General features: G+C 43.5%; 15 protein-coding genes. 9 read left to right on the forward strand and 6 right to left on the reverse strand.

Annotation, left to right across the window (positions count from 1 at the left end):
- Positions 1–51: 51 nt before the first annotated feature.
- Positions 52–528: a hypothetical protein gene (locus tag M1L62_RS22780; RefSeq protein WP_254561934.1), complete on the reverse strand. Its 477-nt coding sequence runs from the start codon at positions 526–528 to the stop codon at positions 52–54.
- 11 nt (positions 529–539) lie between these two features.
- Positions 540–1,001 carry an RNA polymerase sigma factor gene (locus tag M1L62_RS22785; RefSeq protein ID WP_254561935.1) on the reverse strand — a complete coding sequence of 154 codons (462 nt, stop codon included), beginning with the start codon at positions 999–1,001 and terminating at the stop codon, positions 540–542.
- Positions 1,002–1,513: 512 nt separating this feature from the next.
- On the opposite strand from M1L62_RS22785, the gene M1L62_RS22790 reads away from it, so the two are divergent.
- On the forward strand, positions 1,514–2,170 hold the full coding sequence (locus M1L62_RS22790; RefSeq protein WP_254561936.1) for an HAD family hydrolase: 657 nt from the start codon (positions 1,514–1,516) through the stop codon (positions 2,168–2,170).
- A 115-nt stretch (positions 2,171–2,285) separates the two neighbouring features.
- Here the strand turns inward: M1L62_RS22790 and M1L62_RS22795 are convergent, their stop codons facing one another.
- The 3 genes from M1L62_RS22795 to M1L62_RS22805 all read right to left on the reverse strand — a co-directional run bounded on the left by M1L62_RS22795 (position 2,286) and on the right by M1L62_RS22805 (position 5,930).
- A complete protein-coding gene (locus M1L62_RS22795; RefSeq protein ID WP_254561937.1) occupies positions 2,286–3,944 on the reverse strand; it encodes a DUF8832 domain-containing protein in 1,659 nt (552 codons plus the stop codon).
- Complete coding sequence (locus M1L62_RS22800; protein WP_254561938.1) at positions 3,941–5,164, reverse strand: hypothetical protein; 1,224 nt, start codon at positions 5,162–5,164, stop codon at positions 3,941–3,943. The genes M1L62_RS22795 and M1L62_RS22800 overlap by 4 nt, the downstream gene beginning before the upstream one ends.
- A gap of 136 nt (positions 5,165–5,300) precedes the next feature.
- On the reverse strand, positions 5,301–5,930 hold the full coding sequence (locus M1L62_RS22805) for a C40 family peptidase (protein ID WP_254561939.1): 630 nt from the start codon (positions 5,928–5,930) through the stop codon (positions 5,301–5,303).
- A 326-nt stretch (positions 5,931–6,256) separates the two neighbouring features.
- Here M1L62_RS22805 and M1L62_RS22810 point away from each other — a divergent pair, with 326 nt between their 5' ends.
- The 8 genes from M1L62_RS22810 (at position 6,257) to M1L62_RS22845 (ending at position 13,105) form a co-directional block, all read left to right on the forward strand.
- Positions 6,257–6,868 carry a fumarylacetoacetate hydrolase family protein gene (locus tag M1L62_RS22810; protein WP_254561940.1) on the forward strand — a complete coding sequence of 204 codons (612 nt, stop codon included), beginning with the start codon at positions 6,257–6,259 and terminating at the stop codon, positions 6,866–6,868.
- A 30-nt stretch (positions 6,869–6,898) separates the two neighbouring features.
- Positions 6,899–8,851 (forward strand): M23 family metallopeptidase, encoded by a 1,953-nt coding sequence (locus M1L62_RS22815; RefSeq protein ID WP_254561941.1) that lies wholly within the window; start codon positions 6,899–6,901, stop codon positions 8,849–8,851.
- A 2-nt stretch (positions 8,852–8,853) separates the two neighbouring features.
- On the forward strand, positions 8,854–9,312 hold the full coding sequence (gene bcp / locus M1L62_RS22820) for a thioredoxin-dependent thiol peroxidase (RefSeq protein WP_254561942.1): 459 nt from the start codon (positions 8,854–8,856) through the stop codon (positions 9,310–9,312).
- Positions 9,313–9,446: 134 nt separating this feature from the next.
- The gene (locus tag M1L62_RS22825; protein ID WP_254561943.1) at positions 9,447–10,304 is read left to right on the forward strand and encodes a transketolase; all 858 of its coding nucleotides are present in this window, start codon (positions 9,447–9,449) and stop codon (positions 10,302–10,304) included.
- Positions 10,305–10,371: 67 nt separating this feature from the next.
- Positions 10,372–11,328, forward strand: coding sequence for a transketolase family protein (locus M1L62_RS22830; RefSeq protein ID WP_254561944.1), 957 nt, complete (start codon positions 10,372–10,374; stop codon positions 11,326–11,328).
- A 238-nt stretch (positions 11,329–11,566) separates the two neighbouring features.
- Positions 11,567–12,109, forward strand: a complete 543-nt coding sequence (locus tag M1L62_RS22835; RefSeq protein ID WP_254561945.1) for an RNA polymerase sigma factor — start codon at positions 11,567–11,569, stop codon at positions 12,107–12,109.
- A 55-nt stretch (positions 12,110–12,164) separates the two neighbouring features.
- Positions 12,165–12,605, forward strand: coding sequence for a hypothetical protein (locus M1L62_RS22840; RefSeq protein WP_254561946.1), 441 nt, complete (start codon positions 12,165–12,167; stop codon positions 12,603–12,605).
- Between the two features lie 20 nt (positions 12,606–12,625).
- On the forward strand, positions 12,626–13,105 hold the full coding sequence (locus tag M1L62_RS22845; RefSeq protein ID WP_254561947.1) for a hypothetical protein: 480 nt from the start codon (positions 12,626–12,628) through the stop codon (positions 13,103–13,105).
- A gap of 77 nt (positions 13,106–13,182) precedes the next feature.
- On the opposite strand, the gene M1L62_RS22850 is transcribed toward M1L62_RS22845, so the two are convergent.
- A complete protein-coding gene (locus tag M1L62_RS22850) occupies positions 13,183–14,760 on the reverse strand; it encodes a SulP family inorganic anion transporter (RefSeq protein ID WP_254561948.1) in 1,578 nt (525 codons plus the stop codon).

A 14,760-nucleotide genomic window follows, 5' to 3' on the forward strand; every position in this document is an offset into this window, starting at 1 on the left:
TTCAGACCAGGAAACTGTTCAGAATGAAGGGTTTTTTATGAATTCAGTACATTATTGCTGTCTGGACAAAATTTCTGTTTTTAGCTTATCGATTTCTTCCTGCTGGCTGGAAGCCTTGAAATAATAATACAAACCTGCGATCAAGAATATTTTTGACAACACAAAAACCGCAATGAAGGCCGGGCGCCACCATTTATGGACTTTGATGTAGGTATCATTTACTTCAATGTCAAGGAAATCGTCTTTCTTTTCAGTATCGACAGGGATATCATAATACGTATGGGCTCCCGCTTTTTGAATATCGGTTTTAGCAGTGCGCAACTGGATAAGCTCCCTTACAGCCGGTGGCGGGGGAACTGCGTTTTGAAGAAAATAACCATTTATATTTTTTTCAAAATCAACCAGATAATCAGCGAATCCTGAACTGGTCAGAACCCTCTGGTTTACTTCGTGCTGCTCTTCCTCAGTGGCAAGTCCCAACACATAAGACTCCAGAATACCACTTTCAATAAATTCCTTAGTATTCAAGTTTTTACAAATTAAGAGTGAGGGAAAGATTTGAAAAATTCATGAAATGCTTTCAGCACTTCTGATTTCGAAATATGTAATTTTTCGGCAACCTCTTCCGGTGAAAATCCCTGCCGAAAGGCTAGGTCAAAAATAAGTTCGGGTGTGCTTTCGTGCGAATTGTTCGTGTGTTCGGCGCTGACTGTACCGATGGTCATTAGTTTTCTTTTCGCTTCTACTGCCTTGGCCCTTGCCAGTTTTATAACACAAACGGCAAACGTAAACGGGTAACTGTTGCAGGACTGCAAAAGCGGCGACGAAAATACATTGACAAGTACTTCCTGCGCAAGATTCGGTTGTGGAACTATTTGTAAAATAATCCCATATGCCATGGCGCCATACTTGTCGTACACTTCCAGAGATGTCAGCGGGCCGGATGGCTTCGAAACAGACTGGTGACCAGAATTATCATTTAAACGTTCAAGTTCATTCATACAACGCTGTTTTTTAGCGAATAGAGATTTTAGGGTAAGGTTTGTCTTTGATGATTAAACCAAAGAGAATCAAATCTTTATACGGGTGAGAAAATATGATATTGGTACTACTGATAGTTACTTTTAATTATAAACATATCAGGGCTAAATTAAAAAGTTCTACTGATATATCATTATTTAATTCGTCAATTTTACAATTAATGTTATCAAATGTGCCTGTTTGTTATTTAAAGGATAGTTTTTTAGCTTAAAAGTAGTTGTACGAAAATTGCTGTTTTTCTATTTATTATTGATAGAATTTTAGATAGTTCTCGAAAATGGCGGTTAAAATGTTCGGATAATGGCGGAATAATTAAGCCTCATAGAAGTCATACCGGAAGAAGTTTTACCATCGGCTCCTGCCTGGATTAACGTCATCCGAAATGTTGTTATTGGTATTAATCTGACACCCGAAAGCCGGCCACCGATAGCAATACAAAAGAGATTATGATAATGTCTATTACCTTTGCCGGATGAAAAAAGAAATTGCAGTGATCTTTGATATGGACGGTGTCATTGTCCATACGAATCCATACCATTCCCAAGCCTTCCGTGAATTTTTTTCTGTCCGGAACCTGGCTCCCACCGACGAAGAGTTTGCACAGCATATGTTCGGAAAAAGCAACAGTTATATCCTGACACATTTTTTACAACGCAAAATCGAAGGGGAAGAGCTACGTCTGCTGGAAGATGAGAAAGAGAGTTTGTTCCGAACAATCTACGAACCCCATATCGATCCGATTGCGGGTATTGTTCGTTTCATCGAGGACCTTTATCAAAATGGCGTGAAACTTGGTGTAGCCACTTCGGCGCCGTTGGCTAATCTGGATCTCATTCTGAGCAAAGTGCCGTTGCGTGAAAAAATGGGTTCTATTCTGGCCAGTGAAAATGTCAAAAAACACAAACCTGATCCGGAAGTATATCTGACATCTGCGGAAAATCTGGGATTGAGTCCTGAGCAGTGCGTTGTTTTTGAGGATTCATTTTCGGGGGTGACCGCTGCTTTGAACGCCGGGATGAAAGTCGTGGGGGTGCTTACTTCACACACCAAAGAGGAATTGCCTCCTTGTAACTTTTACATCAGCGATTATACTGAATTATCGTTTGAGAAGATTAAAGCGTTGTTTTGATAGAGAAGCTAAGTTTTCGGGAAGAGAAGTCAACACGGGTCGTACTCCTTTTCAAAAGTTGATTTCTCTTCCACAGCCCCCTTTCCCTCTGCCCTTACCCAAGACTCTCGTCCATTTACAATGTAGTTGTATCCCTAACCTGCGCATCAAATGCACCGGTTAAAACCTGTCCGTTCCGTTTAACCTGGAAGAATATTCTGTAACGTCCGCTTTTCGGAAATGAATACGGGAAGGAGATTCTATTGCCGTGTTCCATGTTGGTCATCGCGCTGCCATCTGTTTTATACATCCCCATTTCTGTCATCAAAAGCTCTTCTCTTTCCAACGTCGACATGCTTTTTAATTTACCAAGATACCGGTCTATGCTGTCACGGAAAATTTTGGGTGACGGACGTTTTATTAATCTGGTCGTATCGCTTAACCGATTTTTTAGCGTCTGCTCAGCTGCCATGGCAAATGTCCCGGTCGGGTGTAAGTGGATATATACAGAACCATCGGAACGTAACACGGCCACGTGTCCCATCATGCCCAGATAGGGCTCCGGGAAAGTAGGCGTTCCGTCCGGATTAAAAACTTCAAAATTCAGGAGATACGGTTTTCCTGCTTCCAGCGGCCGGTCGGGTTTTCCTTCCCAAATGGCATACGAGCTATCTTTAAAAACGGTTTTCGTTCCCGGTTTGCCACAAATCACAACGTTATCGTCAATCGGGATTTTCCCTGGCGAATTCAACGCGTCCGTGATCACGTAGGTATCCTCTTCGGCTGTTTTTTTTAAATCAGCATTTTTTAAAACATGCTCTGGAATGTCCAGGGTATCGACGATCGTTTCGGCAAAACCTGAATACTGCACGATATCGGCATAAACCAGATATTTTCCAGCTGGTAAATTGGGCAGATACGATTGAAAAGTCGTGCTGTCAGTTCTTTCCGGATGGATATGTGCGAAGGCATCAAGTCCGGGTGTGCGCACCAGAAATACATGCATCAGCTTTCCATGATCAGGAATCAATGTGCTAAGTAAACTGCCTCTTTTCCGGCCTTCCCAGTTTGTGGTGTCAATTTTTAATTGAAAAACCCGCTGATCTCCGTCCTGCTTGAGACTGGAAGATCCTGTTAACGGTTTATACATAAATTCTTTGTATTCATGCGCCCAGCTATTCCACCAGCTGCTTCCGCCATAAAGAATAAGTCCGCAAACTATTGTCGCAATTCCCATATTGATCCAGCGCTTTCTTTTTTGTCTGGCAGACAAAACGTCTCCAGGGCGTAAAATCCCGTCACTGACACTGGCGCCTATGGCCGTGATCATAAGCAGGAAAAGCAGCAGACCCAAAATGCTCAGACCGATACCCAGGCTTTTCGGCATTGCTCTCTGTGCAGTGGAAACGGCAGCGATCGGTACGATGAATTCACCCTTTCCTTCTTTTCCGGAAATTTGAATCTGTACACTCGACGAGCCTCTTTCCATCAGCCAGATATCGCCCTGAAACTGCCCCGGTTGATCTTTAACAGGTTGGATTTCGTCAGAAGAAGGCGCTCCTTTATCTCCGGAACGAAAATAGATCGGACGCACGAATATTTTTTCTGCGTTGCCCGTTTCAACAAAAACGGTAATTCTGGCTGTGCCGGGAATGACGTCAGGCGGTTTTACATCGATTAAAACTTTGTAGGGCCCCGCTTGTCCCTGCATGAGTACACCTGAGCTGCCTACATGCGCCTGGGCGGTCTGGATCGTGATGAGCGCCAGAATAAGAAAATATAATAGCTTTTTCATCGTTGAATTTTGTTCATCCAGTTCCCCCATTTAAGACCGATACGCGTAGAAATCAGACATGCGATCCATGCAATACCCATTCCTTTTAGTCGCTCAGGCAGCGTTTCCAGCGTCCAGGGTGGGAATTTGTAACGAAATTCCCAGTTAGGATTACTCCCGAAATACCAGTAATGACTGCCGAAAAACCAGTTTCTGGCATAGGGTGATTCCACCAGAAATGTGCCGGCATTCCATTGGGCAAGAAAAAACACGAGTAAAAATGCTGTTCCGAGAATCAGTGCTAATAACCAGTCGTTGAGGTAAGCGTAGCGGTTTCTGAGTATATCCGTAATAAAGGCCGGAATGATCAGTAAAAGCGGGAATTTAAATCCCTGATAATGGTCTATATGATGAATGATCGGGCCAAGTTTGGGCTCAGCCGGAAAAAGAGGAATGATCCAGAGCGTCACGAGGAGCAAAATACTGTATACAGCCGTCACCGCAGTAATCGTCCATTTATTTTTGACAGCTTTTCCCAGCGCCATCAGAAAGAGCGGAAATACCGCACTTGCCACAACATAGAATCCTGATTGATGCATAGCCCTGTTCCCGAGATTTTCAGAAAGCAGAGTATACCACATGGTTAATAAAAATCCTGCTGAAAGGGCAAAAAGCCAAAAAAGGACTTTGTTAAGCAATTTTTTTCTGGCCAGCGTTCCGTTGAAGAATAATTTGAGATGGTTTTTTAACGAGATTACGCTGATCATCGCGCCAAATTGTACGCTGATAATACCCAGCGCCAACACGGTGTGCGGCGGTGACAGAATGGTGATGTCAAGTCCGTAGGTATTGTGCCACCAGTCGTCAAAGGGGGCGGATGTTAACATGGCCAAAGCGCCCCAGACACAAAACAGCGCGCCCAGAGAGCTGTAAAAAAAGCCCCACACTTTTACGCTTTTTGTTTTTTCGGCCTGATTACCCCAAAAAGTAGTCCGTAAAATTTCATAACCGGAAAATAAACCCGAAACAATGGCGCCAAGGTAGATGATCAAATGCGGAGGTGATAACAGTCCGTCGCGTCCGATGCTCATGTGCCAGCAGATATCCCAGATAAGTCCGGTAATTACGCAAAAGGAGGAAAAAACGGTTGCGTAAATGTAACGTGGAATTTCGGCGCTGCCTCCATGCAACGCAATGACACGGCCGGGCGGTGCCGGGGGCGGACTTATCGTAGTTTCCATTTATTTAAAGGGTTTTGAGGGGTAACGCGAACAGAAACAGGGTGTCAGATCAAATGATATTTAAGCCGCTGTTTCTGATATACTTGAAAGATACAGATACCGTACTACTACTTGATCCACGCAATGATAATTATTTTTAAAACGGACGCATGGCCTTGACAAATCTTCCTTTAAAATAGGTCGAGAAAAGATTGTCTTCACGAACACCTTTTGATGTTGAAGCATGAATGAAAAAAATCTCCTGTTGGTTACGTACGTCTGTGACAATACCTGCATGTGACACATAACCTTCCTTGCCTGCTTCGGGTACGAAAAACACCCAGTCGCCGGGGCGGATTTCCTGAATGCTGCCAACCTCGGTACCAAACTCAGATTGCTGCCAGGATATTCTGGGCACTTTTACACCGATTTCGGAATACACCGAGCAGATCAGCCCGGAGCAATCAATGCCGCTTTTGTCGTTTCCGCCGGAACGATACGGGGTGCCTGAATAAGTTCTGGCTACTTCAACCACCTGTGGTATTTCTTTGGCATAATCTCCCGAGGGGCGCGAGTAAGTTGGTCTTGCCGGGGATGAAGCGGCACGGTTATTCGTGGGGCGGCGTGCGGGCGCGGAGCCGGGTCTTCTGTTGGCAGTGGTATTGGGTCTGCGCGACTGCGCTGTGGGCGTCGGGTTTTTGCGAAGTGTGTCGCAGGAAAACAAGGTAACGGTTAAAACGAAAAGGCAAATCGTTATGGCTAATGGAAAGGAAATCTGCTTCTTCATGTATTCATTTTGTTGATTTACAAAAGCGGTAAAATTAGATTTTGACCGATCGGGTATGCCGGAACAGGCCATTTTTTGTAGCAGGTCCCGGCCTTTAACACTTACAAATAACGACACTTCCGTTAAAAATTGTAGAGTCGGCCACTGAAAAGGTGAGAAAGAATTATTTAAGGCGTTGAGCTTCAAATTTCATTCATTATTTCGCAGATGAAAAAATGGAAGAAATATTATGTGGCTGTGTGCTTTGTCAGTAGTTTTGTCTTTGTTCAGGCCTGCACCCCGAAGGTAGCCTGACAGTGTTATCTATAAATCTCAAATCTTTTTTGATGAAAATTATTTGTGTAGGCCGTAATTATGCGGATCATATTGAAGAACTTAATAACGCTCGCCCCGATGCACCGGTCATTTTCCTGAAACCGGAAACTGCCCAGGTCCGTGCCGGAGAGCCATTTTTTTATCCTGATTTTTCAAAAGATATCCATCATGAAGTTGAGCTGGTTGTTAAAATCAACCGGGTTGGAAAAAATATCGAAGAACGTTTTGCTCATAAATATTACGACGAAATAGGCGTTGGCATTGATTTTACCGCACGTGACCTGCAATCGGAGCTGAAAAGTAAAGGTTTGCCATGGGAGCTTGCCAAGGCATTTAATGGCTCTGCACCTGTTTCGGAGTTTGTGCCCATTGCTGACTTTGAAGATATTCAGAACATAAATTTCAGTCTGGAAGTGAATGGCGAGACGCGTCAGAGCGGCAATTCTTCCATGATGTTATACCGGATCAATTACCTGATTTCCTTTGTTTCAAAATATTTCATGCTGAAAAAGGGAGATTTAATTTTTACAGGTACTCCGAAAGGGGTTTCTTCGGTGCAGATCGGAGATCGTTTGACAGCTTATATTGAAGGTAAAAAACTGTTGGAATTAGCAGTGCGGTAGAGGGAAGTTCATTTATCAGAATTCAGTTTCATGCATTATAACAATCTGGTTATCAAACGTACCGGTTTCTTACTTTTATTTTCTTTGTGCTGCATGCTTTCTGTTTCGGCACAAAAGCAATCTTATCCCAAAGGGTATTATCAGTTCCCGATCAGGCCGGGTCTTTCCAATTCGCTTGCGGGTGTGCTGGGCGATTTGCGCAGCAACCACTTTCATGCTGGCGTAGACATCCGAACACAACAGGTGGAGGGATTGCCCGTTTATGCGGCTGCCGAGGGATATGTGTTTAAAGTGGCCGTGCAGCGCAGCGGATATGGGAATGTGATCTATCTCAGACATCCCAACGGTCAAACGACAGTTTACGGTCATTTGCAGAAATTTAGCGATTCGCTTGCAGCTTATGTCAGGAGCGAGCAGTATAAAAAGCAGACTTTTGAAATCGATTTGTTTCCGGAGCCGGGTAAATATGCTTTCAAGAAAGGACAATTGATTGCCCTTTCCGGAAATACAGGCGGCTCTGCCGGCCCCCATTTGCACTTTGAAATCCGTGATGTGCAGGATAATTATCTCAATCCGCTGTTTTTCGGTTTTAGTGAAATAAAAGATGTAACGCCTCCAAAATTTGTTAGTCTGGCCGTTCGTCCGATGGATATCAATGCCCGGGTAAATGGCAAGTTCGACAGACAAACTTATACCCCGGTTCGCCAGAAAGATGGTTCATTCAGGATTCCGGGCACGGTTACTGCTACCGGGACGCTCGGGCTGGAATTGCTGGCCCACGACATGATGACCGGGACGGGCTTTCGGTATGGTTTGCAGTGCGTGGAAATCAGGATGGATGATCAGGAAGTTTTTGCATACAACATGGAGATTTTTCCCAATGCTGCGACGCGGGATTACAACAACCTGATCGATTACGAAACCGAACAGGAGACAGGGCAGCGTTATCTCAGATGTTACGTTCCGGACGGGAACCAGTTTGATCTGTATAAAACAGGCGCTTACAAGGGAAATCTTTTTGTGAATGATACGCTGGTGCACGAAGTTAAAATCAAGGTTTTTGATTCGTATGAGAATTCATCTGTTCTGACATTTAGTATCAAGGGAGAAGCTGCCAATCCGCCGCTACCGGTTTATGATCTCGAAGTTAAACCAGAATGGATACAAACTGAGATTTCGGGCAATACCCTTAAAGTCCGTGCCAAATATTACCGCAGCTCTTTGCCGCTGGCTACATTCTTCGTAGCGGGCAAGGAGGTAAAAAAAGTGCCGGATCTGTATGAAAATGAGTCGGCGGTATTTCTTGCTGATTTGAGACAGTATATTCCTGATTCCGTACGGATTGGCAATACCACGGCCCGTACTTATTTAAGAACCAAAATTGCTCCCGGGAAAATGTCCGCCTATAAGTCTGATCGCTGGTCGATTAATTTTGAGGCGGCAAGTTTGTTTGATACGTTGTACGTAACCGGGCAACAGAATTATAACGCACTCACCATTAATGACAAGGGAACGGCCCTGCGCGATTATGTGACGATCACGTTCCGGCCGGAGGAAACGCCTGCCAACAAGGAAAGAAGCGGAATTTACCGCTACACCGGATATAGTTACCGTTTTATCGGAGGAAAATGGAACGGCGATGAAATCACGTTCAAAACACGGGAGCTCGGGACTTTTGTCATTCAAAAAGATACAATTCCACCAAGAGTAAGGCTGGTTGAGCATAGCAAAAAACGGATCCGCGCATACATCGGCGACGGGATGTCGGGTATTGACCGTTTCAGGGCGCTGATCAATGGAGAATGGATCCTGATGAACTACGAAGCGAAAACAGGTTATATCTGGTCTGAAAAAATAGATGAGTCTCAACTTTTTGAAGGAGAACTCACCCTGGAAGTGACAGATGGGGCCGGAAATAGTACTATCTTGCAGACGGATTTAGTGGAATTGGTTTCTACACCCAAAAAACGAAAAAGAAAATAAATATGGCTCTTCAGATTGGCGATCCCGCACCGGAAATTTTAGCAAAAGATCAAAGTGGCAATGAAGTAAAACTGTCTGATTACAAAGGGAAAAAGGTTATTCTTTACTTTTATCCGAAAGACGATACACCCGGCTGTACCGCGCAGGCATGTAACCTGAGAGACAATTATGACGCTCTGTTAGACAAAGGTTATGTGGTTTTGGGCGTAAGTGTTGACGATGAAAAATCGCACCAGAAGTTTATCAAAAAATTTGATCTTCCGTTCCCATTGCTTGCAGATACCGACCATGCTATTGTTGAAGCATATCATGTTTGGGTAGAAAAAAACATGTATGGCAGAACTTATATGGGGACAGCACGCACAACTTTCGTCATAGATGAAAATGGTGTTATTTCTGAAATTATTCAGAAAGTAGATACCAAAAACCATACTGATCAAATTTTGAGTAAAAATGACTAATTAAAAGTCACCTATTACTGGTTTTTAATCCGTAATTCGCACCGCGTTTATGATCTAAATCATAAGAGAAGTAGCGAAAAGCTTTATCCAACTTGTATTACGCTCCAAAGAATAATTAATAATTAAATCGAGAAATGGAAATTGAACAATTAGAAAAAGTAGCAGCACAAGTTCGCCGGGATATCGTTCGCATGGTACATGGCTGCCAGTCGGGACATCCGGGAGGATCTTTGGGTTGTACTGATTTATTAGTAGCGTTGTATTTCGAACGCATGAAACTGAATGAAAAAGACGGCAAAGTCGTTTTTGAAATGGACGGTAAAGGCGAAGATTTATTCTTCCTTTCCAATGGTCACATTTCTCCATTGTTGTACAGCGTTTTAGCCCGTAAAGGATATTTCCCTGTTGCGGAAATGGCAACATTCCGTAAACTGAATTCAAGACTTCAGGGACACCCGACTCCGCATGAGCATCTGGAAGGTATCCGTATCGCTTCCGGTTCATTGGGACAGGGTATGTCTGTTGCAATCGGAGCGGCACTTTCTAAGAAACTTAATAATGATAATAGCCTTGTTTACGTCCTGATGGGCGATGGCGAGCAGCAGGAAGGTCAGGTTTGGGAAGCAGCAATGTTTGCACCTCACCACAAAGTGGATAACCTGATTGCGATCGTTGACTTAAACGGTCAGCAAATTGACGGGCCTACTGCGAAAGTAATGGACAACCGTGATCTTGCTGCGAAATATGAAGCGTTTGGATGGGAAGTAATGACTGTTGAAGAAGGTAACGATATGGCTTCGGTTGTAAAAGGACTTTACGAAGCGAAAAGCAAAGCAGGACATGCAAAGCCAGTGATGATCATCCTTCACACAGGCATGGGTTATGGCGTAGATTTCATGATGGGAAGCCACAAATGGCACGGTGTTGCGCCAAATGATGAGCAATTGGCAGCAGCATTGGCTCAGTTGGAAGAGTCGATGGGGGATTATTGATCCGATAATCACTGCATATTAACTTTTGACGCCCATAAATTAAGATAAATACTAGAAATTATTCATAATGAAAAAATACACCTTCACCGAAAAAAAAGATACCCGTTCAGGCTTTGGTGCCGGAATGCATGAACTTGGTCAGAAGAACCCTAACGTTGTTGCACTTTGTGCTGACCTTGTTGGTTCTTTGAAACTTGAACCTTTCATTAAAGAAAATCCTGAAAGATTTGTTCAGTGTGGTATCTCTGAGGCAAACATGATCAGCGTTTCAGCTGGTTTGACCATCGGTGGTAAAATTCCTTTTGCAACTACTTTTGCCAACTTCGCTACCGGCCGTGTTTATGACCAGATCCGTCAAAGCGTTGCATATTCAGGCAAAAACGTAAAAATATGTGCTTCTCACGCGGGTCTTACTTTGGGAGAAGATGGTGCAACACACCAAATCCTTGAAGATATCGGGATGATGAAAATGCTTCCGGGTATGACTGTAATCAACCCTTGCGATTACAACCAGACCAAAGCTGCGACGATCGCTATCGCTGATTACGAAGGACCGGTTTATCTTCGTTTTGGACGCCCTGTTATTCCAATTTTCACTGACGCTGATCAGAAATTCGAAATCGGAAAAGCATGGATGGTGAACGAAGGAACTGACGTAAGTATCTTCGCAACAGGCCACATGGTTTGGGAAGCAATCCAGGCTGGTGAGCAATTGGAAGCAGAAGGTATCAATGCTGAAATTATCAATATCCACACCATCAAACCACTTGATGAAGAAGCGATTCTTAAATCCATCGCAAAAACACGTTGTGCAGTTACGGCTGAGGAACACAACCGTCTGGGCGGATTGGGCGACAGCGTTGCGCAGGTAATTGTTAAAAATGACCTGGTTCCTCAGGAATATGTTGCTGTAAACGACAGCTTCGGTGAAAGTGGAACGCCGGCACAATTGATGGAAAAATACGGCCTGACTGCCGCTGACATCGTTGCTGCTGCAAAACGTGCAATTGCCCGTAAAAAATAATATGGACGGAATGGTAAATTAAAGTAACCATTGGAACCGGAATGCCTTTGAGTCTTGTATATAAGTAAGATAACCTCCTGCTTATGTACAAGACTCGAATTTTATTTGCCCTGAATGAAAAAATAAACTATTATTGATTCTTTAGAGTAGAATCAATAACCACCATTGTATTTTGAAAGGGAAAAATCTATTTCGATTTGGCCTTTTATGAATCAATCAGACTAGGACTGAGTATTAAATGTCTGACGAAGAATTATTAGCTTTATTTGAAAACCCCGAAACGCGGAGAAACGCTTTCAACCAACTGGTGCGCAAGTATCAGCAAAAAGTGTATTGGCTGGTGCGTAAGATGGTGGTGGACCATGACGACGCTAATGATATCACACAGGATGTGTTTATAAAGGCGTGGACGGCACTTGAAAATTTCAGAGGCGATTCCAAATTATATACCTGGTTATATCGCATTGCAAGTAACGAAGCGATTAACTTTTTGAATAAAAAACGCAGACGGTTTTTCGTACCGATTTATGATATTGAAAATGAATTAAGCGAAAAACTTGAAGCAGATCCTTTGGTAAGCGGTGATGCAATTCAATTGAAACTGCAAAAGGCATTATTGAAATTACCGGAAAAACAGCGGCTCGTGTTTAACCTTAAATACTATGAAGAGCTGCCTTATGAAGAGATATCAGAGATTACAGGCACATCGGTAGGAGCGTTGAAAGCGTCGTATCACTGGGCCGTAAAAAAAATAGAAGACTTTTTAAACGAAACAGATTAAACCATTTGTAAGTCATTAAGTCAAAGATTAGTAAGACAAAGAAACACGTATAGTCATGGACAAAAAGCACATACGGTTAGACGATCTAAAAAAGGAAACGCCTTTTGTAGTACCTGATGGCTATTTTGAAAATTTACCCCAACTCATTCAGTCAAGAATTCCTAATGAAGTTGTTCGCAGACCGCTGATCCGGTGGACCTGGCAAAGGTCGGTAGGATTGGTTGCCGCGATGAGTTTTTTACTTGTTATGGTTTGGGTAACATTTCCGGAACGTCAGGGATCTTTGGGGCAGGAGCCGCTTAGCAAAATCAGCGATGCCTCGATCATCAATTATCTGGAAGATCAGAACATCAGTTATTACGATTTAAGCGAGCATCAGGTGGTGCAAAAAGCTTTTGATACGGATTCAACTGTGTTGTATTATCTGGATGGCCTGGACGAAGATTTTATCCGTCAGCAAGTCCTTGAATCGGGTTCCGGCTCTGAGAAAATTTGACATTTAATGACCTAACAAAAATGAACCCATTACAGAATAAATCCAACGTTAAGAGAGTAAGTTTGATGTTGTTGTTCACGCTTATTACAACGGCAGCGGCATGGGCACAACGTCCGTCCGGTGAAGAAATGCAGCGTATTCAGGATGCGAAAATAGCCATTATTACAAACAGGCTTAACCTGACACCTGAACAGTCGACTGGTTTCTGGCCGGTTTACAACGAATATTCCCAGAAGAGGAGAGAAATTCATCGTGCCCAGCGCAAGATTATCAATGATAAAAAAGCCGAGGGCAAAACAGATGACCAGGTATTGAACAACCTTAAGGAGGTTCAGGAACTGAAACAAAAAGAACTGGATCTTGAAAAGGAATATCAAACCCGTTTTCTAAAAGTCATTTCAGCCAGCCAGGTTATCGAATTGTATAAAGCAGAACGGACATTCAACGACATGCTTATTCAACGCCTGAAACAACGGAAGGAGCAAAAACCTAACGAATAACAGGTTTTAACGGAAAAAAGAATCCCCGCAAAGAATAACTTCTTGCGGGGATTTTTGATTTGTAGGGAATGCTGGTTTTAATGTCCGCCGACAGATGAAACGGATCTGATACCTTTTGTCTCCACTGTGATATTCTTCATCGGAGCAGAATGCTCTTTAAATTCCTGGATAATTTCCAGCACATCGTAGTCGATATTCAAAGATTTGGAACCATCGATAATCACTTTTGAATTTTCCGGTAAGTGATCCAGCGTAAGCCCGATACTTCCTTTGTTCAAAAACGTTACCTCTTCTGATAGGACCAGCGTAATAACTTCGCCGTCTTTGTGTTCTTCCTTTTTATAATGATAAGAATGTTTGTAGTTCTTTCTCAGGATAAAATAAATCGCCACAACCATACCAATCGCAATTCCTTTTAGCAAGTCGGTACTTAAAATGGCTACTACTGTAACGAAAAACGGAATAAACTGCTCTCTTCCCAACTGGTACATGCCGCGGTAAAGCGAGAATTTGGAAAGCTTGTAACCAACCATTAAAAGAATGGCGGCAAGCGAAGCCAACGGGATAAAGTTCAGAAACCGCGGAATCAGCATCGCAGACAGCAGTAGGATAGATCCATGAACCATTGTGGCCATCTTCGTCCTTCCGCCAGATGCAATATTTGCCGAACTCCGTACAATAACCTGGGTAATCGGGAGTCCGCCGATCAGTCCTGAAAGCATATTACCAACACCCTGTGCTTTTAACTCACGGCTGGTTGGTGTGCTTCTTTTGTAAGGATCAAGCTTATCAGTTGCTTCTACTGATAACAGCGTCTCCAAACTCGCCACAATGGCCAGTGTGAAAGCCACCGTATATACTTCTACTTTGCCAATGGCGCTAAAATCCGGAGTTTTAAAGAAACTCAGAAACTCGGATGGATTGGAAGCCACCGGCAGCTGAACAAGATGTTCGCCGCTCATGGCAATTTCCGGATAAAATGCACCGAAAAACAGATTCAGTGCGATGCCTATCAACACCACAAACAACGCGCCCGGCAAGAATTTAAACAATTCGATTCTTTTCATGAACGGCTTGTCAAATAGAATGATCAGGCCGAGTGAAATTGTCGAAATGATGATAGCGCCGGTGCTGCTGTACCTTACCGAGTTATATATTTCTGTTAAAGTATTCTGGCCGTCCTTTTGTGTGAATGCTTCATCGCCCATAAAATCTGCATCATAACCGAATGCATGAGGAATTTCCTTTAAAATTAAAGTGATACCAATGGCGGCCAGCATTCCCTTAATCACCGAGGAGGGAAAGTAATAACCGATAATTCCCGCATTCAAGAACCCTGCAATGACTTGTATCAATCCGGCAATAACGACGGCAAGCAAAAATGCTTCAAAACTGCCAAGCGTTTCAATTGCGGTAAGTACAATAACCACCAATCCGGCGGCAGGGCCCGCTACGCCAAGGGCCGATCCGCTGAGAAAACCAACCACGATTCCGCCGATCACACCGGCGATGATACCGGAGAAAAGAAGGTCGGGCCGACCGGTCGAGGCCAGTGCAACGCCAAGGCATAACGGCAAGGCAACAAGATATACGACAAGCCCGGCAGGAAAGTCGTACTTAAGATTTGAAAATAGATTGTTCTTATTGTCTGACAT

Origin of the sequence: Dyadobacter diqingensis, from assembly GCF_024220585.1 — a bacterium.
Taxonomy (GTDB): domain Bacteria; phylum Bacteroidota; class Bacteroidia; order Cytophagales; family Spirosomataceae; genus Dyadobacter; species Dyadobacter diqingensis.

What these genes read in the sequence shown, in the direction of transcription:
- M1L62_RS22785 (WP_254561935.1), bottom strand. Translation starts at nt 1,001, where the DNA reads ATGAATGAACTTGAACGTTTAAATGATAATTCTGGTCACCAGTCTGTT.
- M1L62_RS22805 (WP_254561939.1), bottom strand. Translation starts at nt 5,930, where the DNA reads ATGAAGAAGCAGATTTCCTTTCCATTAGCCATAACGATTTGCCTTTTC.
- M1L62_RS22800 (WP_254561938.1), bottom strand. Translation starts at nt 5,164, where the DNA reads ATGGAAACTACGATAAGTCCGCCCCCGGCACCGCCCGGCCGTGTCATT.
- bcp (WP_254561942.1), top strand. Translation starts at nt 8,854, where the DNA reads ATGGCTCTTCAGATTGGCGATCCCGCACCGGAAATTTTAGCAAAAGAT.
- M1L62_RS22810 (WP_254561940.1), top strand. Translation starts at nt 6,257, where the DNA reads ATGAAAATTATTTGTGTAGGCCGTAATTATGCGGATCATATTGAAGAA.
- M1L62_RS22830 (WP_254561944.1), top strand. Translation starts at nt 10,372, where the DNA reads ATGAAAAAATACACCTTCACCGAAAAAAAAGATACCCGTTCAGGCTTT.
- M1L62_RS22815 (WP_254561941.1), top strand. Translation starts at nt 6,899, where the DNA reads ATGCATTATAACAATCTGGTTATCAAACGTACCGGTTTCTTACTTTTA.
- M1L62_RS22845 (WP_254561947.1), top strand. Translation starts at nt 12,626, where the DNA reads ATGAACCCATTACAGAATAAATCCAACGTTAAGAGAGTAAGTTTGATG.
- M1L62_RS22835 (WP_254561945.1), top strand. Translation starts at nt 11,567, where the DNA reads ATGTCTGACGAAGAATTATTAGCTTTATTTGAAAACCCCGAAACGCGG.
- M1L62_RS22825 (WP_254561943.1), top strand. Translation starts at nt 9,447, where the DNA reads ATGGAAATTGAACAATTAGAAAAAGTAGCAGCACAAGTTCGCCGGGAT.
- M1L62_RS22850 (WP_254561948.1), bottom strand. Translation starts at nt 14,760, where the DNA reads ATGTCAGACAATAAGAACAATCTATTTTCAAATCTTAAGTACGACTTT.
- M1L62_RS22795 (WP_254561937.1), bottom strand. Translation starts at nt 3,944, where the DNA reads ATGAAAAAGCTATTATATTTTCTTATTCTGGCGCTCATCACGATCCAG.
- M1L62_RS22840 (WP_254561946.1), top strand. Translation starts at nt 12,165, where the DNA reads ATGGACAAAAAGCACATACGGTTAGACGATCTAAAAAAGGAAACGCCT.
- M1L62_RS22790 (WP_254561936.1), top strand. Translation starts at nt 1,514, where the DNA reads ATGAAAAAAGAAATTGCAGTGATCTTTGATATGGACGGTGTCATTGTC.